The following is a 23696-nucleotide window of genomic DNA, read 5'->3' as shown; positions in this document are numbered from 1 at the left end:
ACGGGCGTTTCGTCATGCGGCCTGCTCCCTGGGTGGCGCGCGGCTCATCGGTTTTTGCCCGCGCCGGAAGATTTCGACGATGCGCATCGGGCCGCCGCAGCAAGGGCACGGCTCGCGCAGGGTGAGCGGTACGGTCTCAGCAGTCTCCTGCGTTTCCTGTTCGGCCGGGGTCTTCACAAGCAAGCCGCGGATGCGGGCGATGGTGGCCTTGCGGGTGGCGCCGGCCAGCAGGCCGTAGTGGCGAATGCGGTGAAAGCCGCCCATTGCCCGGCAGGCGATTTGGCCGCGCCAAATCTGCCGAAAGGGGGCAGGACGTGCAGCAGGAACCGGCGGATGAATTCGCCGGTCTTGAGCCGCATCACCTTCATCCTCCCTCTCGTGACATTGCTGCGCAATGCACTGCCGGGCAGTGGTGCGCCGCGCTTGATCCGGTAACCCTTCCATCGGAACGCCACAGTATCGGCATCGGCGCTGACAAGGCGATGGTTCGAGATCGCCACGCGGTGGGTGTACCGGCTGAGATAGGCGAGGACAGCCTCAGGCCCGCCGAAGGGCGGTTTGGCGTAGACGACCCATTCGGTCTTGCGGAGCGGGGCGAGGCAGGCGGCGAAGGCTGCGGGGTCGGCCAGTCCTTCCAGATCACCGAAGAACTGAAGCTGCCCGGCCTTGTGCAGCGCCGACAGCCCTTCCAGGAAAAGGCGCCGGAACAGCCGGGCCAGGACGCGCACGGGCAGAAGGAAGCCAGGGCGGCAGGCGATCCAGCGTGTAGCGTCAGGTGACAGGCCGCCGTCCCGTTGCCCGGCAGGCGATTGCGCAGCAATCTGCCGGGAGGGGGCACGATCATGTGGACATGCGGGTGGTGGGTCAGCGCCGAACCCCAGGTATGAAGTACAGAGGTCATGCCCACACGGGCGCCAAGATGCCGGGGATCGGCGGCGATAGTCGCCACGGTCTCGGCTGACGCTCGGAACAACAGGCCGTAGACCGCCTTCTTGTTCCAGTAGGCGATCCGTGCGATCTCCGTCGGCAGGGTGAAGACCACGTGGAAATACTCCACCGGCAGCAGGTCATCGGCCCGCGCCGCCATCCAGTCCCGCGCCGCGGGCCCCTGGCACTTCGGGCAGTGCCGGTTCTTGCAGGAATTGTACGCGACGTGCCGGTGGCCGCACTTGGCGCAGGCGGCCACATGCCCGCCGAGCGCCTCGGTCCGGCAGGCTTCGATCGCCGACATCACCCTGAGCTGGGTGAGGCTGACATGCCCGGCATTGGCCCGCCGCCATGCGGGACCATGGGCGCGAAAGATGTCAGCGATTTCAAGCCTCGGGCGGGGCACCGCCCCGGTCCGCTAATCCCGGCTTCGATCCTGCAGCTTGGCCAGCGTCTCGTAGGGGCTCGCCGTGTCACGGATCAGCTTCGTGGCGACATGTGTATAGCGTTCCGTTGTCTCGAGTTTGGCATGCCCGAGCAGTACCTGGATCACCCGCACATCCGTCCCGGCCTCCAGAAGGTGCGTCGCGAAGCTATGCCGCAGCGTGTGCAGCGTGCTGCCCGGCTTCTTGATCCCCGCGATGAGCTTTGCCGGGCTGAAGGCGCGGTGGAGCTGGCGCGACGAGAGGGGGGTGATCTTGGGCTTGCCCGGAAACAACCAGCCCTCGGGCCGCGCCTCGCGCCAGTACTCGCGCAGCAGGTTCAGCAATCCCGGCGACAGCATGACCTTCCGGTCCTTCCGCCCCTTGCCCTGTTCGACATGGATCAGCATCCGGTCGCTGTCGATATCGCTGACCTTGAGATTGCAGACTTCAGATGCCCTGAGCCCGGTCCCATAGGAAATGCTGAGCGCCGCCCGGTACTTCAGCCCCGGTCCAGGCGCGCCCCGCAGCAGCGCCGCTACTGCCTCGGCGCTGAACACCACGGGGAGCTTGCGCGGCTGGGTGCGGAACTGCATATGCCGCTTCATCTCGCCCCGCCCGCAGGTCGTCTCGAAGAAGAACCTCAGTGCGATGATGCGGGCGTTGTAGGTCGGCGGCGTGACACCGCGGTCGGTCATGTGAAGCTGGTAGGCGCGCAGATCATCCGGCGTCGCGGTGTCCGGCGACCGTCCCAAAAACGCTGCGAAGTCCTTGATTGCCCGGATGTGCGACTTCTGAGATCTGTCACCCGGCCCCTTGATCCGCATGTCCTCGATCATCCGCGCGCGAAGCGGCGTTGTTCTCCCCTCCGCCATGGGAACCTCCTGTCTTTCGATTGAGAGGTCCCAATCGTCAGACAGCCGCGCCCATTCCCAAATGCACAGCGGTCAGATCAATGCAAAACGCCTGCCACAGGCGCCAGTGCCGCGCGAGCGGCTTCGTCCTCTCCACCCCAATGCCGACATTACAGATTTGAGGTTAAAATTCAGCAGGATACGAGCAATGAGCCTATCGGCCCATGGCCCAAACGTTGGACGGGCTTTCGGTTCAATCCCCATCCGCGACCCCTTGCGCCCGCAACCGGGCTCGCCGGTTACGGTAGCTGGGCAGAATAACCAGCAAGGCGGCAATCACCAACAAACCAAGGGTCATGGGACGTTCCCAGATGAATGCGATACCGTCATAGAGCTGCATTGAGCGGGAGAAATTGTCTTCCAGCATGCCGCCGAGGATGAATCCGATCAACAGCGGAGCCAAAGGGTAATCTGCAAAGCGCAAGGCCGTGGCGCAGATCCCGAAAGCCACCAGAAGCAACAGCTCAGTTGCGTTGTTCTGACCGATGTAGGCCCCCATCAAGGTGAAGAAAAGGATGAAGGGGATTAAATAGTTGCGCGGGATTGCTAGTACTTTGGCGATATAGGGGATCAACGGCAGGTTGAGGACCAGCAAGACCAGGTTGCCGATGAACATCGACATGATCACCGCCCAGAAAATCTGCGGCTCGTCGATCATCAGCCTCGGTCCAGGGGTGACGTTGAGCGCAATGAGTGCGCCAAGCAGGATTGCGGTTGTGCCAGAACCCGGAATGCCTAACGTCAGCAGCGGCACAAAGGACCCGGTGCAGGCGGCGTTATTAGCGGTTTCCGGTGCCGCCAGCCCTTTGATTGATCCCTTACCAAACTCTGACTGTTCCTCCTTGGAGGCAATATTGCGCTCCACCGCGTAGCCCAGAAAACTTGCAATTGTCGCACCCGCACCGGGCAGAACCCCGATGAAGAACCCTTGCAGGGACTGGCGGCCAATGACCGGGGCGATGGATTTCGCTTCTTGGCGGGTGACGCGCAGCTCTTTAATTTCTTCGCCTTTGCCAGCCTGGGCTTTGGGGTTCAGCACCAAAAACAGGGCTTCAGGCAGCGCAAACATGGCCATCGCCAAGGTGATGAAGCCAAAGCCGGACTGCAGGTCCATGATCCCCATGGTGAAACGCGGCAGGTTGAATAGCGCACCTTCACCGACTGTGGCCATGATCAGCCCTAGTGTGGTCATCATCAGTGCTTTGGCGACTTGTCCGGTGCCCGCAAAGGCCGCAATGGCCGAAAGGCCAACAACCATCAGCGCAAAATATTCAGCAGAATGGAACAAGAGCGCCACCGTGGACAGGGCGGGCGCAAAGATCATCAGCAACAATGCTCCGATGCTGCCACCCGCAAAGCTGGCGATCGCGGCAATCGTCAGCGCCTTGCCTGCCTTGCCCTGCTTGGCCATCGGGTAGCCGTCGAAACTGGAGGCCACTGTGCCCGCCACACCCGGAGCATTGAGCAGGATTGAGGACGTCGAACCGCCAAAGATTGCGCCATAATAAACGCCTGCCAGCAGGATCAGCGCCGCCGAGGGATCACCCATTGAAATGGCCACAGGGATCATGATGGCGATGATCGACATCGGCCCCAGCCCCGGCAGCATTCCGATAAACGTGCCAATCAGGCAGCCGCCGATCACCATTAAAAGATTTTGGAACGAAAGGGCCGTTTGCAGGCCAATCAGGAGTCCTTCGAGCATGCCATTATCCTCCGATGAAGCCAGGTAGGGGGCGCAGGTAGATGCCAAGAACCTGTTGCACCAGGTACCAGACAATCCCGGTCGCAAGTAGGGAAACGGGCAGCATCACCAGCCATTTCCGCTCTCCCAGAATGAATGAGCCAAGGATCAGGAACGCAGAAGTGGAGAAGAGGAACCCAAGGGGACGCAGGCACAGCGCGTAAGCAACCATAAGCCCCAGCAGCAGCAGGGCCTGACCCAGATGGTAATCAGTAAGACGGCGATAATCGATCTCGGCCTTTTGTACCTTGGCCTTCTCGAGCCCCAGCAAGATCACCAAAGAGGCAGCCAATCCGATCACAGACAGGACCTTAGGAAAGGTGCTGGGCCAGATCGGGTTGCGTTGCATGAAGGGCGCCAATTCGCCATCCATCGTAAACCAGGCCGTGTAGCCATAGGTCAGGCAGACCCCGGCCAGAATGAGTGCGATCCAACGATCAAGTGCCATCTTTCCCCCCAACGAAATAGCAGAACAGAGCGGTTTCCCGCTCTGCAATTTGCGGCTTCAGAGGAAGCCCAGTTTTTTCATTAGGTCACCGATGACCTGCTCTTGGCCTTCGAGGAAGGTTTTGAAGTCATCACCCGAATTGTGGATGTTGACCCAGCCGTTACGGGCACGTACGTCTTCCCATTCCGGTGTGGCATACATCTCGCTCAGCGCCTTCTGATACTGAGTCAGCTGATCAGAAGGCAGGTCCGGGGCTGCAAAGAATCCGCGCCAGTTCACAAAGGAGGTGTCGATCCCCTGTTCTTTCATGGTCATGGCATCAGGCGCGGCGGAAACACGATTATCCGAGGTCACACCGATAATCTTAACCTCACCGGCCTCAGCCAGATCCACCGCTTCAGAGAACCCGGTCGACAGAGCAGCAATCTCACCCGACAACAGGGCTGCCATTGCCTTGCCGCCTGCGTCATAGGGGATGTATTTAACCGACAGGGCGTCCTTTCCCGCCGCTTCAAACACCATTGCGGCGACCAGATGGTCCATGCCGCCTGGAACCGAGCCGCCGCCGATAGCAGTGCTGCTTGGATCAGCGTCAAAGGCGGCCAGCAGGTCGTCCATCGAATTGACCGGGCTATCCTTGCCCACGACAACCGCAGCGTAGTCGCCGATGGTTCCGGCAACCAGCGTCAGGTCGCGGAAGTTATGCGGAAACACTCCGGTGAGCGAGCGGATCACGATCGGGGTCGAATTGACCATCAGGGTGCCATGGTTGCTGGCGGCGTTTTCGATGAGGTAACCGATGGCTTTGCCGCCACCGCCGCCCGACATGTTTTCATAGGAAGCGGAGCCGACAATGCCCGCCTTGGTCAGCGCTTCACCGGTGCCGCGAGCGGTTCCGTCCCATCCACCGCCTGCACCGCCTGGGATCAGGAAATGAATGCTGTCCAGCGTCTTGTTGCCATCGGCCAGGGCTGGCGCGGCAAATGTCATTGCGGCAAGCGTGGTGGCGATAAGGGCACGGCGGCCCATTGAGAATGTCGTCATGGTTTCCTCCCAAAAATTGACAACTGTGCGAAAGGCAGCTCAGTTGAGGAAGAGAAACACTTCAACCTGACACAGACCTGTCACGCCCGTTCAAAGGTGTAAAAAGCCATGAAATTCCTGCTGGTAGAGGATAATGCCGATCTGGCGAATGCCATCTGCTCCCGTATGACGCAGGACGGTCATGTCGTTGATCATGCAGATAAAATTCTGGATGCCTTTGCCTATTCAGAAACCGGGGACTACGATCTTATCCTGCTTGATATCATGTTGCCGGATGGGGACGGCCGCAGCTTCCTAAAGCGCCATCGGGCCGGAAAAAAGGACACCCCGGTCATTGTTCTAACGGCGCGGTCGCAGGTGTCAGACAGAATCAGCATGCTTGATCTGGGAGCGGATGACTATGTCACCAAACCGTTCGATCACGAGGAACTTCAGGCGCGATGCCGGGCGGTTCTGCGTCGCAAATCGGGCACCGGCCAAACGACGATCCGGATGGGAAATGTTGTCTTTGATCCAGTCGCAGGAAGCCTAACGATTGACGATGCAGCGATCAGTCTGCGCAATCGGGAGTTGCGATTGCTGGAGCTGCTGATCAATGCGCCCGGTCAGGTATTCCCCAAACACAAACTCTTCGACAGGCTGTTTTCCTATGACGAAGACGTGTCGGAAAACGCTATCGAGGTCTACATCGGTCGGCTGCGCAAACATCTGGAACCATCCTCGTTGCGCATAACCACCCTGCGCGGGCTTGGCTACAGGCTGGATTATGACTGAAGCGGTCAATGTCTCGGGTTCTCTGCGCAGGCGCATGACGCTGACGCTGATCGGCGGCGCTGCGGTTCTAGCAGTCGTGCTCTATGCTGTTGTCCGCCTCTATGCGGCACAGATTGCACAGCAAGGGCAAGACAGCATTCTGGCGGCCTCCGTGACCTCAATTCTGGATGCGGCGATTCTGCGGGATGGCACAGTGGAGGTGGATTTCCCTTACGCCGCGCTATCGATGCTCAGCACCGCCTCGGATGACCGGGTCTTCTATGCGATCCATAAGAATGAAACACTTCTGTCGGGATATGAACATCTGTCACCGCCCGATGGCACGTCCCATACCAGCGGCACCTACCTTGCCGAGACTCCCGACGGCGCGCTGATCAGAGTGGCAACGGATTCGCGCACCTTGGTCGGGGCGGATACCCGCTCGGTAATCACGGTATCCGTGGCCCAAACCCAAGAGGCATTGCAGGTAACGCTGAACGGGATTTCAAGAAATGTCGCACTTTTCGGTGCAGGGTTCTTTTGCCTGTCGGCACTGCTGTCCTTTTGGGCAAGCGCATCAACTATCACGCCGATCCGCCGTCTGACGTCCTCCATTGCCCGGCGCGGCCCACAGGATCTCAGCCCGGTTGCCAGCCCAGTGCCATCGGAAATGGTGTCGCTGGTGGCCTCGCTGAACCGGTTGATGGGACGGCTCGACAAGGCGCTAGCCCAGTCCGAGGATTTCATTGCCGAAGCCGCACATCGCGTGCGCACGCCTCTGGCCACGGTGCGGTCCCATGCGGAGGCCATGCTGCACCGGGTGGATCAGGATGAGAATCGCAAGGCCCTGCGGTCGATGGTGCGGGCCATCGACGAAAGTTCGCGCGCGGCAGGTCAGCTGCTGGATCACGCGATGATTACATTCCGCACCGATCACTTGGAGCGCAAAGAATTGGATCTGACAGAGCTTCTTCAAGAGCTGGTGCTGCGTCTCACCCCAGTTGCCGACATGAAAGACATCACCCTTCATGTCGAAAGCAAAGAACCGGTTTTGGTGTCTGCTGACGCTATCCTATTGCAAAACGCCATCCGCAACCTGATCGACAATGCGCTGAAATACTCGCCCGTCGAAAGCGACGTCATGATCCACGTCAGCGCGCGCCCTTTGCCGACACTGGAGATCCGCGATCAAGGGGCGGGTTTTCCACAGGACCAGATCGCACATTTGTCTTCGCGGTTTTCACGCGGCGACAATGCCAAGGGGATTATCGGCTCGGGCTTGGGATTGACCATTGCACAGGAAGTTGCCGAGGCCCATGGCGGCGCACTCAAGCTATCTAACCTGCCAGGAGGAGGCGCATGCGTTACATTCTCTTTGTAATTAGCCTGCTGTGGCCGGCGTTCATCAGCGCCCAGACCTGGGAGGATCAGCAGCTGTTCAACGAGGCAGCCCCAAGCCAGACTCTGCGCATTCTGTCGAGCACGGACACTGCGTTCTTTTCCCCGATCATCGAAGATTTCCTGGAAGAAACACCGGGTTGGAGTGTTGAATATCTGGTGACCGGCACTGCTGATATCAGCCGCGTTCTTCAACAGGATCCTGAAGGCTATGACGTTGTTATTTCAAGCGCAATGGACCTTCAAGTGAAGCTTGTGAACGACGGGTTTGCTTTGAAGCTTGCAGACATCAGCCACCGGGATTGGGCGCAATGGCGCCAAAGCCTGTTTGCCTTCACGTCAGAGCCTGCAACCATTGTCGTCAATCGCGAGGCCTTTGAAGGAAAGCCCATTCCCGGTACCCGACAAGAGCTGATCCAAGCTCTGAGAGCTGAGCCAGATCTCTTTCGGGGCAAATTGGGCACCTATGATGTGCGAAGCTCTGGCGTTGGCTATCTCTTTGCCACGCAGGACGCCCGCGCCTCGGAAACTTTTTGGCGGCTGATGGAGGTGATGGGGGGCCTGGAGATACGGCTTTATTGCTGTTCAGGAGATATGATTGACGATGTAGCCTCTGGCGATCTCTTGGTTGCTTACAACGTGCTCGGCAGTTACGCCGCCGCACGCCAGGCGCAGGACAATCGGTTCGAGATCATTCTGCCTTCAGACTTTCCGACCACGATGATGCGCACGGGATTTGTGTCAAAGGAAACCAAGCACCCAGCTGCAGCAGAAGGTTTTGTCCGCCATATGATCGAGGCGCAGGATTTGGCGACAGGTGCAAAATCCTCTCCGCTTCCGCCACTGGGCTTGCATCCTGACGGGCGGAACCCAACCGTAATCGCGCTGGAACCGGCGTTGATGACCTATCTCGACAAGTTGAAGCGAAGAACTTTCATTCAGGAATGGTCAAATGCGGTAATTCAATAGCCCGATTTCATCGATTTTTATCATGATTGTACATGGCATCCTTTCTCCGGGAGCGGCCCTTTGCATCCGCGACATCCCAGTTGATGGGCAAGAACGGCTATGGGCGTATTCCGTTCTCTAATTTGTCAATGATGTCCTTCTTTTGTCGATGTCTGAGGTTGCCTTCGTTCTCTTCGAGCTCCGGGGCTCATGATGGGGTTGGCTGGAGGTAGGCCAGCAAGGTTGAAACCGCAATTTGGCTTGCGCCGCTGCTACAGAATACGCGCCGTGTCCTACGCCCTCCCTCGGGCATCGTTCCCGCTGGGAACTGGCTGTTGGAATCCTCGCTTTGGTCCTTTTGGTTCAGGCTGCTTTGAACTTGGTATGGTCGCGCATGATGGCGTGAAGAATTATCGCGAGCCGCCGAGCCAAGGCGACTCTGGCTTTGCGCATTGTTGAGCGGGCCGCAATGCCGAGCGCCCACGATTTCAGTTTGATCGGAGCCGTGCATCTGGTGAGCATGACGTTTGCCGCCTCATAGAGGAGCGTCCGCACTTTGACATCTCCACGTTTTGTGATGCTGCCCGTGTAATCAATTTCGCCGGACTGATGCCGCTGCGGCACGAGCCCGAGATACGCTCCCACGTCACGCGATTTCTTGAAGCGCGATGGATCGTCAATAGCGGCCGCGAAGGCCAGCGCAGTTATTGGGCCGACGCCCGGCACTGTCATTAAACGTCGGCAAACGTCAGATTTTCGAGTCATCTTCTTGATGTCGGCGTCGATGGCGGACACGGCTGTCAGAATAGCTTCGCGCTGCAAAGAGCCCACGTAGCGCAGCATGCAAGCCGGGGACACCATCGCTGACTTTCAGTGCCGCATCCTTGAACGCAGGCGACAAGGCTCGAGGCAGCCGCACACCAAACACGACCACTAGGCCGCGGATATGATTATCAATCGTCACGCGCTGCCCGACTAACTTTTTGCGAGCTGCGATAAGGGACCGGACTGCATGAGCAGGCAGGGATTTGACGTGGGTCGGTTTGTAGAAGCCGGTCCGAGCCAAGTGGGCCAAACCGCGCGCATCGTTCCTATCCGTCTTATGCCCTGCCAGCGATTTGAGCGCCTGGTAGGCCTGTCTGCTTTCAATGCATTGCACAGGAACGCCGCGCTCTGTGAGGCCGTGATACAGCATGGGAGCCATTCTGCCGGTCTCAAACACCGCGTCCTTACAGTCAGGTCCAGCGGCCAAGAATTCTGCTATCGCAACTGGCGACGTTTGGGTTTTCCCTTCCCGGATCAAAGTACCTTCGCGATCCAAGATGCAAATATGGGTCTCTTCCATTGAGACATCCAACCCGGCAAAGTAATCCATCTGGTAGCTCCTCAAAATTACGTACGGTCCAGACTCTACAGTGTCTTGGTAGGCCCAGATGATGATTACGCCATGTTGAAAAACTCCTTCTTGATTGAGGTGCCCGCGGCTGATTCAATTCCCTCATTGGGTGGGAGGATCGGCGATGATGGGACCGCGGCAAGAGGCGCAACCGGCGCTGTTTTACGAGTTCTCGCTCGAGGATCATGTCCCGCAAAACCATTTCCTGCGCTCCATCGACCGGTTTGTGGATCTGTCCGGGATCCGCAGCTACCTTGCCGATTTCTATAGCCACACAGGTCGGCCTTCGATTGATCCCGAGCTGCTGATCCGCATGTTGCTGGTCGGCTATTGCTTCGGCATCCGGTCGGAACGGCGGCTGTGTGAAGAGGTCCACCTGAACCTCGCCTATCGCTGGTTCTGCCGCCTTGATCTGAGCGACCGCACCCCGGATCACTCGACATGATGTGATTGCGGCGGCCGCTCTCCGGTGGCGAGCGAGGTCCAGTAGCCTGGCCTCATGGATATAAGCCGTGAGGAGAACGACCATGAAGTATTTTGCAGGTTTGGATGTTTCTTTGAAAGAGATTTCCATGTGTGTTGTCGATGACGATGGCAGCGTTGTCTTTCGGAAGAGCTTGCCCTTTTGTCCGCTAGCCGTACGGGATGCTTTGGAAGAGCAGAAGTTGATGCCTGAGAGGATCGTGCATGAAAGCGGCCAGATATCGATCTGGCTTCAGCGGCAACTTGAAGACTTGGGGCTACCCGCCATCTGTATCGATGCGCGGTCGGCCCACAAGGTGCTATCAGCAAAGCTTAACAAGTCTGATCGTTCCGACGCGGAAGGATTGGCGCAATTGGCCCGGATCGGCTGGTTTACTGCCGTTCACGTCCGCAGCGAAGACGCTGACCGCCTCCGGACAATCATTGGTGCCCGCGATCGTTTTGTGCGTCTCAGAATGGAGCTTGAGGCGCATGCGCGGGGGATCCTTGAGACATTCGGCATTCGCCTGACAGCAATCGGAAATGGGCGGCAAAGACAGCGCTTCAGAGATCAGCTATCAATTGCGCGGCAGTCCGACCCGGCGCTAGCCGTAATCATTGATCATGTTCTTCCCTCGCATGAAGCCATATGCGCAGCGGCGGCTGCGCTCGAGGTTGAGATTACTGCTATCGCCAAACGCCATGATCTGTCTCGTCGTTTGATGACGATCCCTGGGATCGGACCGGTTGTTGCGTTGAGCTTTCTGGCACTCATCGAGAACACCGAGCGGTTTCCAAAGACTGCAAATGTCGGAGCGTTCGTGGGCCTAACGCCGAGACGATATCAGTCCGGTGAGGTCGACTACTCTGGCCGAATATCCAAAAGAGGCGATGCCGCCATGCGTCGCCTGCTGTACGAAGTGGCCAGTACATTGATCAATCGTGTGAAGCGATATTCACCGTTGAAGTCTTGGGCTGTCCGCCTAGCGGCGAGGCGAGGCTTCAAAAAGGCCGCTGTCGCGACAGCCCGCAAACTGGCTGTACTCATGCTGACACTTTGGAAGACTGGCGAAGAATTCCATTGGACAAAGGAGGCCACTACTTGAGCTAAAATCCCGCCGGAGCCGGTAGGAAGCAAAGTCCCTGTGGGACGGAAGGCAGATCGACCTCGGAGAGAACTATGCCCCACAGTGACAATGCGAACTTCCGTTGACATAGCCGCAATCAGAGAACCTTCTCCAAGAACCGCCCTCTCGGCAGATTGCTTCGCAATCGCCTGCCGGGTAATACATGGCCGGTTCCGTGACAGCGAACTGTTGCGGCATCTCTTCGAGACAACCGTCGCGCGGTGTATCGAAGAGGGTCTGGTCAGCGGGCAGCGCATGGCCATCGATGCCAGCCTGATCGAAGCCGATGCCAACAAGCAAAATTCTACGCCTAAGGAAGAATGGGACGTCAGGCAGATCGATCCCGCCGATGCGCCTCGGGCGGTCCGTGAGTATCTCGACACCCTGGACGAGGCTGCCTTCGGCGCGGCCAGCGAGGTTCAGCCAAAGTTTACGTCCCATTCCGACCCTGCCAGCCAATGGACCGCAGCCCGCAAGGGTCCGGCCTTCTTCAGCTATTCCGACAATTACCTGATCGACACGGACCACGGCGTCATCGTGGACGCGGAGGCGACGAGATCAATCCGCCAAGCCGAAGTTGGGTCGACCAAGACCATGCTCGCGCGCGTGAAGGCCAGGTTCGACCTCCACCCTGAGCGCCTGATCGCAGACACCGCCTATGGCACCGCGCCGATGCTTGGCTGGTTGGTCGACCGCAAGATCGTCCCGCACATCCCCGTCTTCGACAAGTCGGGGCGCAGCGACGGAACCTGGACCCGCGCGGACTTCGAGTGGGATGCCGGGAACAATCAATACATCTGCCCGGAACGCCACGAACTGAAGCAATTCCGCCGGAACTATTCCGATCCGAACCGAGGGCCGACCAGAAAGGGCGTCGCGAAATACCGGTGCCTAAAGCACACGTGCCAGGCCTGCCCTTCGAAGTCTCGTTGCTGCCCTAACATGGACTTCCGGTCGATCACCCGAGAGGAGCATGAAGACGCGCGGCAAGTCGCTCGCGACATCCACTGCCCGGCAGTGCATGTTTACATGCACGAGAGGGGCGAAGACCGACCAATACATCATCTCAATGAAGCTGCGCAAGAAGGTCGAGATGCTCTTCGCCCACCTCAAGCGTATCCTTGGACTCAGTCGGCTCCGATTACGCGGCCCATGCGGCGCAAACGACGAATTCCTCCTCGCCGCCACCGCCCAAAACCTCCGCAAACTGGCCAAGGTCATTCCCGCACCGCGGCAACCGAAGAAAGCCTGATAAGAAAGGCGCTCACGCTCTTTTCCGGCGCCCATATTCTGCGCCCGCGAACGGGTGTTTTTCCACGGAATGGGCTCATCTGAGGCATTCGCCGCATTGCCCTTGAACGGCTGCTACGCAGCAAACGATCCCTGCTGGACGGATTAACCGGGCCGTCCTGGCAAGGCTGCCCAGTCAGATTTTTGAGAAGGTGATGACCGAGCGCGTGAAATGTTACAGTAGGTCTTTGCAAACCTCGGTGCAGCTGAGCTGGCCATCGATGCCAGCACAAGCGATTTCGTTCAGATACGAGTCAATTTTCGTCTAGCCACTCACTCAGACCGTGCTTCGCATCTCTCCGCGCGTAATACACGCGATAGATTGCTTGGTCGATCAAGTCTGGGTCTTTCGTGGCATAAGCTTCTTGAAGCAACTTAAGCTGCGCCTCTGGATCTGAGGCAATTTCCTCGTCTGTCATCTTCAGCGGTCATCCCCCCGATCTTAAGGGGATGCGGAAGTAGAATTTTCTCGGCAGGATGAACGAGGAGATTCCGATGAAGAAGACCCGATTCACAGAAGCCCAGATCATGGGTGTGCTGCGCCAGATGGAGGGCGGTGTGCCTGCCGCCGAGCTGTGCCGCGAGCACGGGAGTGAGGTGGAATAGGAATTGATCCAGTGGATCAATTCCCCGCCGAACCAGCGCCACGCTGTACAAGTGGCGAGCGAAGTACGGCGGCATGGACGCCAGTCTCATCAGTGAGAGCGAGCCTTTGTCCGCCATTGATCCGAGGGCAATGGCGAGCGGCGATGGCCGAGGAGAACCGGCGGCTGAAGCGCATGTACGCTGACGTCAGCATGCAGAACGACCTGCTGAAGGAGGCGCTCGGATAAGCAAGATCCTGAACGCCACTGGTTCGAGAGAAGGATCGAACGATCCGGCCATCCATTGCCCGGCAGGGCATTGCGAAGCAATGTCCCGAGAGGGTCAACGCCGAGAGTTGGCCGTGAAAGCGGTGGCGATGAAGGGCGTCAGCATAGCGCTGGCATGCCGGGCATTCGATGTCAGTGAGACGTGCTATCGGTACAGCCCGGAACTGGACGAGGAGAACGAGCAAATCGCCGACTTGCTCCGCGGCCTGACGGCTGCAAGAAAGACTTGGGGCTTTGGCCTGTGTTTCCTGTATCTGCGCAACGTGCAGGGTCATAGGTGGAACCACAAGCGGGTTTACCGGATCTACCGCGAGCTGGAGCTGAACCTGCGGATCAAGCCGCGCAAGCGTCTGAAGCGGGAAAAGCCGGACGAACTGGCTGTGCCTGAGGCCCCGAATGAGGTCCGGTCGATGGGCTTCATGGCCGACAGGCTGGGGGGTGGAGGGCAATTCCGGCTGCTGAACGTTCTGGACGACTTCAACCGCGAAGGGTTGGGCATTGAGATCGGCTTTTCACTGCCTGCGGAACGGGTTGTTCGAGCCCTGAACCAGATCATCGAATGGCGTGGTGCCCCTGGGACAATTCGAGCCGGCAACAGCCCGGAATACGTCAGTGGCACCCTCATGGAATGGGCCGAGAACCGGGGCATCACCCTGGCCTGCATCCAGCCCGGAAAGCCCCAGCAGAACGCCTATGTCGAGCGCTGCAACCGGACGGTCCGGCACGAATGGCTTCTGCGGATGGCTCCTGCATTGCAAGAGTTTATTGTGACTTCAACGGTGGTCTGTCAGTACAGTCGTCTGTCCGGCCTGTTTGCGCAGCATTTTCAAAATACTGCTGGCCCTGATGTGTTCCGCAAGCGAGGTTCCAATCGGGTTAACGAACTCTGAGGTTCACGCCATTCGCCGGAGTGTCCTGGCTCTTGGTTGACTTGTTCCGCGTCATCACTTCTTTCGTCTTGCATCTCGTGGCGGCGCTGCCGCGTTATGCGACGGGCTGCCGGTAGTTCTGTTTTTTTGTCAGAATTGCCCAGATAACCCGCGCTGACTTGTTGGCCATCGCAATGGTCGCCAGCCGGAATGGTTTTTGTACGAGGATATTAGCGGTCCACCGGTCGGCGCGCTCGGGATGGGTTTTGGCTTGCAAGGCGCGCGACGTCATACCAACGACCAGCAACTTGCGGAGGTACCTGTCGCCCATTTTCGTGATCTTGCCGAGCTTCTCTTTGCCACCGCTGGACTTGTTGCGCGGGGTCAAGCCCAGCCATGCAGCAAGATCCCGACCAGTTCTGAACTGGTGCCCGTCGCCAATTGTCGCGACCATGGCTGACGCTGTAATTGGCCCGACACCCGGTATGCGCGTCAGGCGGCGGCAGTTTGCGTCAAGCAACGCATGTCGTTTGATGAGCTGGGTGTATCCGTCGATCCGCGCATTGAGCCCCAGCAGCTGATAGCACAGCGTTCCCAGAATACCGTTGGCTAACTCGGGCATGTCCAATTGATCCCCATCCATATGGCTTTGCGAAAAGCGGTTCACGGCTTCTACGCCTGCCGGCAGAACATGCCCAAATTCTCGCAGGATGCTACGGATCGTGTTTACAACCTGAGTTCTCTGCCGGACCACGAGGTCGCGGGTGCGATGCACGGTAAGGAATGCCTGTTGGTCCTTCGACTTTATCTCAACAAACCGCATTGATGGCCGCCGGACTGCTTCGCAGATCGCCTCAGCATCAACCGCATCGGTCTTGCCGCGCTTCACATAAGGTTTGACATAGAACGCTGGCATCAGGCGGACATCGTGCCCGAGCTTGCGCAGCTCACGGCCCCAGTAATGTGCCGATCCGCACGCTTCCATGCCAACGGTGCAGCGCGGCAGGGTTTCGAAAAATGTCAGCAGCTTCGCCCGCCTAATTGTCTTCTTGAAAATCACGCGTCCATTCTCGGAAATTCCGTGAACCTGAAACACATCCTTGGCCAAATCCAGGCCGACTGTTTTAACTGTCATAGGGTGGCTCCTCTCCTGGCAGGCCATGACAACTGCATTATGGCGCATTGCGACGCCGGGGGAGCAGGAGCCATCCACTCCATCCGGACTTATACATTTTCGAAAGCATCGAGGAGGTGCAGCAGATTGCCACCGGGTGGCTGTGGCCCTACAACCATGAACGCCCGAACATGGGCAACGGCGGGATGACACCTGCACAGAAACTGAAGATGGCCGCGTGAATTCTACGACCAAGCCCCCGCAAAAACGGGGGGATTACCCAATGACGGCAATACAACACAAATCAACTTAGCTCCTAAGTTGTGCGGGCGAATGGCTGAACCCTTCTGCAATAGCTCTATTTTTGTCCAGAGAATTGGAAAGCGGCCATTCGAAGATAGTTACGCGCTGCAGATCGTAACGGATGCCGCGTTGTGGATGGCTAGGCGCAGGTATGTTACCTGCGCAAAGTTTGCTGCATTTCCGGTTACGGCGGCAGTTATTTGAAGTTCTGCTTGGAAATTTCTGTCTTGAATGCGGGTCGCACGCCGGAGCGCAGAATGCGCCCCGGCTAGCATCGTTACTCTCCCGGAATGGCTTGCAGCTCGGGTTCGTCATGGTGGTGGTGATCTTTCACCGGACGCATCAAGAGATTGGCAAAGAAGGCCACCGCCAGCAGCGCTGCCATGCAATACATCGTCGTATTGTACAGGCTGGGCGTCGGGTCCACGGTGCCGACCGGTGCGATTTCCATCAGTTTGGCGATGGTCACGGTCTTGGCTGCCACCAGCTGGTCCAGCTGCGCTACGGGCGCGCCGAATTTTACGGCGAAGGCGGCCGGGTCCACCTTGGCGGCCAGGTCCTGCACCGCACTGGTCACCGACATCTGCCGCAGCGAGGTGATGGCCAGCGGTCCGAGCACGCCTGCGGTTGACCAGGCGGTCAGCAGGCGGCCGTGGATGCCGCCGACATGCATGGTGCCGAACATGTCGGCCAGATAGGCCGGGATCGTGGCAAAGCCGCCGCCGTACATCGAGAAGATGAGCATCGTGGCCAGGTAGAAGCCCATCAGGTAGACCAAAGACGGATTGGCCGCGGTGGCAGAGGCGAAATAGGGGATCGACAGGTAAAGCGCGGTGCCCAGAACGAAGAAGCACATGTAGGTTGCCTTGCGCCCGATGTAATCCGAAGCAGAGGCCCAGAAGAACCGGCCGACCATGTTGAAGACCGAAATCATCAGCACATAGGTCGAGGCGAAAGCGGCGGTTGCCACCAGCGGCATCACCGAGCCGAAGATCTCGGACATCATTGTCTTGGCGACACCGATCACACCTATGCCCGCGGTGACGTTGAAGCACAGCATCACCCACAGCTGCCAGAACTGCGGGGTTTTCAGAGCCTGGTCGATATGCACGTCGTTCTGCGTCACCAGCCCGGATGCGGCAGGTTTCGGCTCCCAGCTTTCAGGCTTCCAGTCCTTGGCGGGGACCCGGTACTGAAAGGCGGCCAGGATCATCACTGCGAAGTATACGACGCCCAGGGTCATGAATGTCTGTGCTGCGCCGGTGTTGCCGGTGCCCACGACGTAAGCGCCCGCCTGGCCGCCGAACTCTGCAGCCTGCGCCGCGCTGGCGATCACCACCTCGATCTTGCCCTGTGCGGTCTCGGCAAAAACGCGGCCGTTCTCGACAACTGTCTGAACCGCGTCCCCGGCGCCAAGATAGGTGGGGGCCGTTTCATAGAAGTCCAGCAGCCAGCCCTTGACCGGAGCGGCGATCATTGCACCGCCGCCAAAGCCCATGATGGCCATGCCCGTTGCCATGCCGCGCCGGTCGGGGAACCAGCGGATCAGCGTCGAAACTGGAGAAACATAGCCCAGTCCAAGCCCGCAGCCGCCGAGCACGCCGTAGCCCAGATAGACCAGCCATAGCTGATGGCTGGAAATGCCGAACGAGCCGACAATGAAGCCTCCGCCCCACAGCAGGGCTGCCACAACGCCGACCATGCGCGGGCCCACTTCCTCCAGCCATTTGCCGGCAAAGGCGGCAGCCAGCCCGAGGAAGACGATGGCGACCGAAAAGATCCAGACAACAGAGCTGAGGCTCCAGTCGTCGGCGCTGGAAGCCACCACCCCCAGCTCGCGGGTGAGCGGCGGGTTGAACACCGACCAGGCATAAACCGAGCCGATGCAGAGATGGATGGCGATGGATGCCGGCGGCACCCGCCAGCGGTTGAAACCGGGTTCGGCGGTGATGTGCTCCTTATGCAGAAAGCCCAGCCCGCCGGATGATGGCGTACTCATGTGATGTCCTCCCTAGTGCTGTTCAGGCGGCTGCAACCTCCTATTGCGGCCGTCCCGAATGGCCCGCGGCAATGTGCCGTAGCTTGACAAAGGCGGAGGGATGGCCCAGCTGTCAAATAAATAATTTAGCAATAACAATATCTTATAAGGTCACTTTGTCTATCTTGCCAGAGGTCCGCAGCCGGTTGCGGGACTTTCTGTCCGCACCAGGGGCCCAGGACCTGCAGATCTGCGCCAATTTGTCCGGATCAGGCGCTGGCAGGCGCGGGAAGAAAAATTTCGAACCGGGTGCCCTGCCCCGCCTCTGACTGCACGGTGATGCGGCCGCCGGCGCGACTCACCAGCTGATGGCTGATCGACAACCCCAGACCGGTTCCCTGCGCTTGCTTGGTGGTGAAGAACGGGTCGAAGATGCGGTTCAGCAGGTCCGCGGGGATGCCCGTGCCAGTATCTTCGGCGGTCAGCAGCACACCGTCCGGGGCATCCTCAGCGCTCAGCGTGAGGCGGCCGCCTCCGGGCATCGCCTGAACCGCATTCAGGATGAGATTGACGATCACCTGCTGCAATTCCGTGCGCGATATCCTGACCTGGCCGGTACTGGCCAGATGCGCCTCTGCCTTGATCCCGGTGGCCTCGATCTGATGGCGGGTCAGCACCAGGCAGTCAGCCACCACTTCAGCCGGGGAAATCAGCCCGGCGGCGCCGGAGTATTCCTCGGGCCGGGCGAATTGCAGCAGTTTGGAGACGATCACCCCGATGCGGTAGACCTGATCGTCGATCAGCCGGAATTCCTCCTCGACCGGTTCCGCGTGGCTGCCCAGCACCGTGCGGGCCAGATCCAGGTTGCCCTGAATTACCGCTACCGGGTTGTTGATCTCATGCGCGACGGACGCCGTGATTTCGCCGACCGCGGCCAGTTTCTCCGAGACGATCAGCCGTTCGGTGGTCCGCTCCAGCCGTTGGTTTGCCTCGCGCAGATCCGCGGTGCGCTCCTCGACCTTGGCCTCCAGGCTTTCACCCCAGCCGCGCAATTGCTGGTCGCGCTCCTGGACCTGATCCAGCAGGCTGTCCAAATGCGCCGCCACGCGGGCGATTTCGCCGCCGCCTTCCTGCGGGCGGTTGCGGGCGGCCATGTCGCCCTGCTCGACCCGGGCGATGGTCTGGGTCATGCCCTCAAGCGGGCGGAAGATGCGCCCGGCCCACCGCAGGAAAATCGGCACCGACAGCGCCGCGATCAGCAGGAAGGCCCCGCCGAGCGTCAGCACCGTGCTGCGCTTGGCCTGGCGGAACGGGGTTTCCAGAAAACCGACATAGAGCATTCCGGCCCGGTTGCCGCGGCTGTCCAGGATCGGTTCATAGGCGGAGATGTACCAGTCATTCACAACGAAAGCCCGGTCGAGCCAGACGTCGCCGCGCCCCAGCACCTGGCCGCGCACCTCGGCCGAGACCCGGGTGCCAAGCGCGCGCACGTTTTCGAACAGCCGCACATTGGTGGAGATCCGCACGTCCTCCAGAAACAGCGTGGCGGTGCCCTGGCTGCCCTCCGGCAGGCTTTGCGCGCGGTAGACCAGCGCATTGATGGTGTCGATGAAATCCAGGTTGCGGTTCAACAGCCGCCCGCCCACCAGCACCGCCGGCTGGCCGTCCGGCAGGGCTACCGGAGCCGCGGAGTGGATGATCATGCCGCGGGTCTCGGCGGTGCGGTCCGTGGGGACTGCCGCTTCGGTCGCCACCAGCGGGATGGCGGCGCGGACTGCGAGGCCGGGGGCCAGTGCCTCAAGCTGGGCGGCGTCCAGAATGTCGACCGCGCTTTGCCGTTGCCCCTGCAGCGCGCTGCGGATGACGGGCCAGTCTGCGGGAGGGAAACCGGCACGGCCGCCGGGGCCCGCCAGATAGAGGAAATCGAGACCGAGCCGGGCCTGTTCCTGCGCCAGGAAATCTGCGGTGCTGCCCGCCATGAACGCACTGCTGAAACGCACCGATTGCGCCACTGCATCCAGCAGCTCGCCCGAGGTGGCGGTCAGCCTGGCCAGATACTGGTCGGCAATAGTCAGATCACCGTTCACCTTGGTGATCAGAAGGCCGTCGGTCTTTTCCGACCAGCGCCACGTGGCAATGCCCAGCAGCAGCGGCATCAGCACCAGCATCGGCAGCAGCGCAATCAGCAGCAGCCGGACCCGGACCGACCGCATCAGCGAATGCAGCCTGCGCACGGCTCAGAGCCCCCAGGCCGCGCATTTGCGGTCAATGGTCTTGCGCGAGACACCCAGCCGCCGCGCCGCTTCGCTGCGGTTGCCGTCTGCGGCCTCCAGCGCGTGCAGGATCTCGCGGCGTTCGACCTCCTCCAGCGGCAGGATGTCAGCAGCGGGACGGGCCGGGGCCAGCGTGTCCAGGGAAAAGCTGCCGAAGATCAGCGAGCGCTCAACGAAATTCCGCAGCTCGCGGATGTTGCCTGGCCAGTCATGGCGCAGCAGGGCGGATTTGACGCTGGCGGACAGCTCCAGCGGCGGCAGCTGCAGCTGGGCAGCGATTTCTGCGAGGAACAGTTCGGCAAGCTCGACAATGTCAGTGGCGCGTTCGCGCAGCGGCGGCATCGGCACTTCGATCACGTTGATGCGGAACAGCAAATCCTCGCGGAAATTTCCCGCGGCCACCGCCTCGGCCAGCGGGCGGCTCGAGCTCATCACAAAGCGGACATCGAGCTGCACCGTTCGCTCCGTGCCGATCGGGCGGATCCGGCCATCCTCCAGCACCCTCAGCAGCGCGTTTTGCGCCGAAGTGCTGAGTTCACCGATTTCATCGAGGAAAACGGTGCCGCCCTGCGCCGAAGCCAGCAGGCCCTCGCGGCCCGCAGGCGCACCGGGAAAGGCGCCAGGAGCGTGGCCGAACAGTTCGTATTCGATCACATCCGCCGGAATGGCGCCGCATTGAACCGGCACGAAAGGCGCTCCGGCGCGGCTGGACAGCGCATGCAGGTGGCGTGCGGCAACCTCCTTGCCGGTGCCGGAGGCGCCGGTGATCAGCACCGGGGTAGCGACCTGTGCCATCCGGTCCAGCAGGGCCCGCACCTGGCTGACGGCGGGCGAGGTTCCGACCAGCTCGCGGCGGCGCCGGCGCCCTACTCCAGTAACTTCCAGCTCCCGCCGCAGCAGCATGTTTTCGCGCTTCAGCCGGGCGGTTTCGATGCAGCGGCGCAGGGCATTGAGGATCTGGTTCGAGCGGAAAGGCTTCAGCACGAAATCCGACGACCCGGCCCGCAGCGCGTCGATCGCCGTCTGCAGATCGGCATAGGCGGTAATTAGGATGGTATCCGTGAAGCCGCCCTCCCGCCGCTGCTGCTCCAGCCAGTCCAGTCCTTTCTGGCCGGGCATGATGTTGTCGAGGATCATCACATCATACTGCCGGGTATTGAGCAGGGCAGCCGCGGCTTCGGTGTTGTCGGCCTCATCCACCAGCTGGCACAGGGGGCGCAGGGTTTTCACCAGGAAATTGCGCATGCCCGGCTCATCGTCCACGATGAGGATGCTTGCTTGACTGAGCGGGTCGGCCAGCCTTGCCATATCTGTATTTGTCATACCTGCCGCTCTTCTATGGGCGCGGTATTGGACTATTGTCGCTTTCCGGTGCTTTGTCGAGAGAACAGGGCCTTGCTCACTGCAGGGCGCTGCGTTCTGAAAGCTGCAGATTGAGTGAACCGGCAAGATCCCCTGTATCTTTCCGCAGCGGGCGGCGGCCATCACGGTTTTCTGCACCATCTCGACCAAAACTCGGCTGGTCAGCACAAAGGCGCCGGACGCCGGTTCCGTTCTGGCGCGGGCCAGCGCCCCGACCAGCTTGTCCAGCGCATTGTGGCGTCCAACGTCCTTCCCGTGCCATGACAATGCCTTGACCCGGCAGCAGGAACCCCGCCGCGTGGGTAGAATGGGTCTGATCGTGCAGGGGCTGGTGGCTGCGCAATTCATCCGCCGCCCGGGCAACTTCATCTGCACTGAATTCCGGGCCACCCGAAGCCAACACCGGCAGAGGGCGCAGGGCCTGGTCCAGGCTGTCGATGCCGCAGAGCCCGCAGCCCACCGGCCCCATCATCGCCCGGCGCCGTGCCTTCAGTGCCGCGGCGCGTTCCGGCGGCAGCCAGATCCGGGCCTCGATGCCGCCGGAATGCTCGGCGGATTCAAATTCACGGATTTCGCCCAGATGCCGCACATTGCCCTCGCTGAGAGCGAAGCCCATGGCGAAGTCCTCAATATCCTGAGGCGTTGCCATCATGACCCCCTGGGTGCTGCCTTCGAACACCATGGCAACCGGCAGCTCTTCGGGCAGACTGCGCAGCACCGGGCACTGCCCGTCGCACTGGACAGACAGGCCGGGCTGGCTTTGGCTTGAGCAGAGCGCCATCATATTACTCCGCTGCAGGCAGGATGCGCCGCGACCGCTGGGGCCGGGATGCATAATCCTCTTGCCAGTCGGTAGGGCCATTCGACAGGCTCACCTGCACAGCTGTTACCTTGTATTCAGGGCAATTGGTGGCCCAGTCCGAGAAATCGGTGGTGATGACGTTGGCCTGCGTATCCGGGTGGTGAAAGGTTGTGTAGACCACGCCAGGGCTCACCCTGTCGGTCAATTCTGCCCGTAGGGTGGCTTCGCCCGAGCGCGAGGCCAGCTTGATCCAGTCGCCCTGTTTAACCTCGCGTGGCTTTGTTGCACAAATCGGGTGGCGGGCGGACTTCCCCTTTGCCCTGAAGGACTTACCCGATAGCCTCTGTTGCGGGTATGCCAAGAGCGGTGTAGCGGTTGAGCACGGCGATACGGGTTTGGATTTCCGCGGCCTGCCTGTCGAAGTCTCGCGCCGAGAGGCGCTGCCCCAGCAGTTTCACGCAATGCATCCTTTCGTCGGGAAAATGATCCCTCCGATCATTTTCTGACCCTCCTCAAATCTCGGCGCGGCTTCGGCGGTGATATCCGCTCCACCGCCTCCAAAGGACGCGACGCAGATATCGCGAAGCGTTTACGGCCTCGTTTCGGGCAATGGCTCCTGGGCTTGTTGGCTTCCATGGCTTGGCGTTCTTGCGGGGCGGGATGACGGCGTGAGCGCCACGCGACGCAATCGCATCATGGCATTTACNGGTGTCATACGCCCCGNCCACTGCACGGCAGCACATGCACCGCATTGCGATAGGGGGCTTACGGGCGTTCCACTCGCCTTCGCCCTCTGACTTGATGCNAGTGCTATCGATGAGGAGATTCAGCGGGCCTTTGCTGCCACGAAATGGGAGGCTCACGTTTGGGGTCTTTTGCCTCCGGCATAAGGTGCTGAAATCCGGCACGGCCCAGTCCAGTCCAACCAGCCGCAGCAGGCTTTCAACGAACCCGGTTCGTCTGCCGAAGCGGCATCCCGAACAACACCTTCAAGGTCAGACAGGCCTGGATCGCCGCATCGCTGAATTGCGGGTGCCGGCCGCGTTTGCCAGCCGGTCGAGGTGTCCAGATCATCTCAGGATCAAACCAGATCGACAGCGATCCACGCTGCCTCAAGCTGTCATTGCAAGACGGCCAGTTCGTGGTCTTATACTTCGTAGGGGCCCAACTGCTCATGCGCTCCAGCTATCACGCTGGATTCACAACATGAATCCCCTCAGTTCATTTGTGCAACAAAGCCATTCGGCGGC

At 60.1% G+C, this 23696-nt stretch carries 13 protein-coding genes and 10 pseudogenes; 8 read left to right on the top strand and 15 right to left on the bottom strand.

Annotation, left to right across the window (positions count from 1 at the left end; translation table 11 throughout):
• Window positions 1-12: 12 nt before the first annotated feature.
• The 5 genes and pseudogenes from AQUI_RS27760 to AQUI_RS0112205 form a co-directional block, all read right to left on the bottom strand.
• A pseudogene (locus AQUI_RS27760) lies at window positions 13-1333 on the bottom strand (IS91 family transposase).
• 12 nt (window positions 1334-1345) lie between these two features.
• On the bottom strand, window positions 1346-2224 hold the full coding sequence (locus tag AQUI_RS0112220; RefSeq protein ID WP_027256056.1) for a tyrosine-type recombinase/integrase: 879 nt from the start codon (window positions 2222-2224) through the stop codon (window positions 1346-1348).
• 232 nt (window positions 2225-2456) lie between these two features.
• Window positions 2457-3968 carry a tripartite tricarboxylate transporter permease gene (locus tag AQUI_RS0112215; RefSeq protein ID WP_027257773.1) on the bottom strand — a complete coding sequence of 504 codons (1512 nt, stop codon included), beginning with the start codon at window positions 3966-3968 and terminating at the stop codon, window positions 2457-2459.
• Between the two features lie 4 nt (window positions 3969-3972).
• Window positions 3973-4455 (bottom strand): tripartite tricarboxylate transporter TctB family protein, encoded by a 483-nt coding sequence (locus AQUI_RS0112210; RefSeq protein WP_027257772.1) that lies wholly within the window; start codon window positions 4453-4455, stop codon window positions 3973-3975.
• 57 nt (window positions 4456-4512) lie between these two features.
• A complete protein-coding gene (locus tag AQUI_RS0112205; protein WP_027257771.1) occupies window positions 4513-5499 on the bottom strand; it encodes a Bug family tripartite tricarboxylate transporter substrate binding protein in 987 nt (328 codons plus the stop codon).
• Window positions 5500-5607: 108 nt separating this feature from the next.
• Here AQUI_RS0112205 and AQUI_RS0112200 point away from each other — a divergent pair, with 108 nt between their 5' ends.
• Genes AQUI_RS0112200 through AQUI_RS0112190 form a run of 3 tightly spaced genes read left to right on the top strand, consistent with a single transcriptional unit; the run spans window position 5608 to window position 8619 of the window.
• Window positions 5608-6273, top strand: coding sequence for a response regulator transcription factor (locus AQUI_RS0112200; protein ID WP_027257770.1), 666 nt, complete (start codon window positions 5608-5610; stop codon window positions 6271-6273).
• On the top strand, window positions 6266-7633 hold the full coding sequence (locus tag AQUI_RS0112195) for a sensor histidine kinase (protein ID WP_027257769.1): 1368 nt from the start codon (window positions 6266-6268) through the stop codon (window positions 7631-7633). Before AQUI_RS0112200 ends, AQUI_RS0112195 begins: the two co-directional genes overlap by 8 nt.
• Window positions 7612-8619, top strand: a complete 1008-nt coding sequence (locus AQUI_RS0112190) for an ABC transporter substrate-binding protein (RefSeq protein WP_027257768.1) — start codon at window positions 7612-7614, stop codon at window positions 8617-8619. Before AQUI_RS0112195 ends, AQUI_RS0112190 begins: the two co-directional genes overlap by 22 nt.
• Window positions 8620-8961: 342 nt before the next feature.
• On the opposite strand, the pseudogene AQUI_RS27755 reads toward AQUI_RS0112190, so the two are convergent.
• Window positions 8962-9973 (bottom strand): annotated as a pseudogene (locus AQUI_RS27755) (IS110 family RNA-guided transposase).
• Between the two features lie 145 nt (window positions 9974-10118).
• Between AQUI_RS27755 and AQUI_RS0112180 the strand changes: the two are divergent.
• From AQUI_RS0112180 to AQUI_RS27750, 3 genes and pseudogenes are all read left to right on the top strand, one after another.
• A pseudogene (locus tag AQUI_RS0112180) lies at window positions 10119-10436 on the top strand (transposase); the annotation flags it as partial.
• 85 nt (window positions 10437-10521) lie between these two features.
• A complete protein-coding gene (locus tag AQUI_RS0112175) occupies window positions 10522-11562 on the top strand; it encodes an IS110 family RNA-guided transposase (RefSeq protein ID WP_027257766.1) in 1041 nt (346 codons plus the stop codon).
• Window positions 11563-11745: 183 nt separating this feature from the next.
• Window positions 11746-12835, top strand: a pseudogene (locus AQUI_RS27750) (transposase); the annotation flags it as partial.
• 292 nt (window positions 12836-13127) lie between these two features.
• On the opposite strand, the gene AQUI_RS30730 reads toward AQUI_RS27750, so the two are convergent.
• Window positions 13128-13292 carry a hypothetical protein gene (locus tag AQUI_RS30730; RefSeq protein ID WP_156916820.1) on the bottom strand — a complete coding sequence of 55 codons (165 nt, stop codon included), beginning with the start codon at window positions 13290-13292 and terminating at the stop codon, window positions 13128-13130.
• A gap of 76 nt (window positions 13293-13368) precedes the next feature.
• Between AQUI_RS30730 and AQUI_RS31905 the strand changes: the two are divergent.
• Window positions 13369-14635, top strand: a pseudogene (locus AQUI_RS31905) (IS3 family transposase).
• Between the two features lie 94 nt (window positions 14636-14729).
• Here AQUI_RS31905 and AQUI_RS0112150 read toward each other — a convergent pair.
• A complete protein-coding gene (locus tag AQUI_RS0112150) occupies window positions 14730-15749 on the bottom strand; it encodes an IS110 family RNA-guided transposase (protein WP_027257765.1) in 1020 nt (339 codons plus the stop codon).
• Between the two features lie 86 nt (window positions 15750-15835).
• Here AQUI_RS0112150 and AQUI_RS30715 point away from each other — a divergent pair.
• Window positions 15836-15970, top strand: a pseudogene (locus AQUI_RS30715) (IS3 family transposase); the annotation flags it as partial.
• A gap of 338 nt (window positions 15971-16308) precedes the next feature.
• On the opposite strand, the gene AQUI_RS0112140 reads toward AQUI_RS30715, so the two are convergent.
• From AQUI_RS0112140 to AQUI_RS29920, 7 genes and pseudogenes are all read right to left on the bottom strand, one after another.
• Entirely contained in the window at window positions 16309-18030 is a 1722-nt protein-coding gene (locus AQUI_RS0112140) for an OFA family MFS transporter (RefSeq protein ID WP_027257764.1), read from the bottom strand.
• A gap of 248 nt (window positions 18031-18278) precedes the next feature.
• Window positions 18279-20222, bottom strand: coding sequence for a sensor histidine kinase (locus AQUI_RS0112135; RefSeq protein WP_051372014.1), 1944 nt, complete (start codon window positions 20220-20222; stop codon window positions 18279-18281).
• A gap of 24 nt (window positions 20223-20246) precedes the next feature.
• Complete coding sequence (locus AQUI_RS0112130; protein WP_027260016.1) at window positions 20247-21605, bottom strand: sigma-54-dependent transcriptional regulator; 1359 nt, start codon at window positions 21603-21605, stop codon at window positions 20247-20249.
• Between the two features lie 213 nt (window positions 21606-21818).
• A pseudogene (locus AQUI_RS32350) lies at window positions 21819-21992 on the bottom strand (formate dehydrogenase accessory sulfurtransferase FdhD); the annotation flags it as partial.
• Window positions 21964-22293, bottom strand: a pseudogene (locus tag AQUI_RS32345) (formate dehydrogenase accessory sulfurtransferase FdhD); the annotation flags it as partial. The pseudogenes AQUI_RS32345 and AQUI_RS32350, both read right to left, overlap by 29 nt.
• A gap of 136 nt (window positions 22294-22429) precedes the next feature.
• Window positions 22430-22720: pseudogene (locus AQUI_RS29925) on the bottom strand (molybdopterin dinucleotide binding domain-containing protein); the annotation flags it as partial.
• Window positions 22721-22775: 55 nt separating this feature from the next.
• Window positions 22776-23622: pseudogene (locus AQUI_RS29920) on the bottom strand (IS5 family transposase).
• Window positions 23623-23696 lie beyond the last annotated feature (74 nt).

Origin of the sequence: Leisingera aquimarina DSM 24565, from assembly GCF_000473165.1 — a bacterium.
Taxonomy (GTDB): domain Bacteria; phylum Pseudomonadota; class Alphaproteobacteria; order Rhodobacterales; family Rhodobacteraceae; genus Leisingera; species Leisingera aquimarina.
This window is presented reverse-complemented; position numbering and strand designations above follow the sequence as displayed.

Bases quoted from the DNA above. Each gene is read 5' to 3' on its own strand.
- AQUI_RS0112220 (WP_027256056.1), bottom strand. From the start codon at position 2,224: ATGGCGGAGGGGAGAACAACGCCGCTTCGCGCGCGGATGATCGAGGAC.
- AQUI_RS0112215 (WP_027257773.1), bottom strand. From the start codon at position 3,968: ATGCTCGAAGGACTCCTGATTGGCCTGCAAACGGCCCTTTCGTTCCAA.
- AQUI_RS0112210 (WP_027257772.1), bottom strand. From the start codon at position 4,455: ATGGCACTTGATCGTTGGATCGCACTCATTCTGGCCGGGGTCTGCCTG.
- AQUI_RS0112205 (WP_027257771.1), bottom strand. From the start codon at position 5,499: ATGACGACATTCTCAATGGGCCGCCGTGCCCTTATCGCCACCACGCTT.
- AQUI_RS0112200 (WP_027257770.1), top strand. From the start codon at position 5,608: ATGAAATTCCTGCTGGTAGAGGATAATGCCGATCTGGCGAATGCCATC.
- AQUI_RS0112195 (WP_027257769.1), top strand. From the start codon at position 6,266: ATGACTGAAGCGGTCAATGTCTCGGGTTCTCTGCGCAGGCGCATGACG.
- AQUI_RS0112190 (WP_027257768.1), top strand. From the start codon at position 7,612: ATGCGTTACATTCTCTTTGTAATTAGCCTGCTGTGGCCGGCGTTCATC.
- AQUI_RS0112175 (WP_027257766.1), top strand. From the start codon at position 10,522: ATGAAGTATTTTGCAGGTTTGGATGTTTCTTTGAAAGAGATTTCCATG.
- AQUI_RS30730 (WP_156916820.1), bottom strand. From the start codon at position 13,292: ATGACAGACGAGGAAATTGCCTCAGATCCAGAGGCGCAGCTTAAGTTG.
- AQUI_RS0112150 (WP_027257765.1), bottom strand. From the start codon at position 15,749: ATGACAGTTAAAACAGTCGGCCTGGATTTGGCCAAGGATGTGTTTCAG.
- AQUI_RS0112140 (WP_027257764.1), bottom strand. From the start codon at position 18,030: ATGAGTACGCCATCATCCGGCGGGCTGGGCTTTCTGCATAAGGAGCAC.
- AQUI_RS0112135 (WP_051372014.1), bottom strand. From the start codon at position 20,222: ATGCGGTCGGTCCGGGTCCGGCTGCTGCTGATTGCGCTGCTGCCGATG.
- AQUI_RS0112130 (WP_027260016.1), bottom strand. From the start codon at position 21,605: ATGACAAATACAGATATGGCAAGGCTGGCCGACCCGCTCAGTCAAGCA.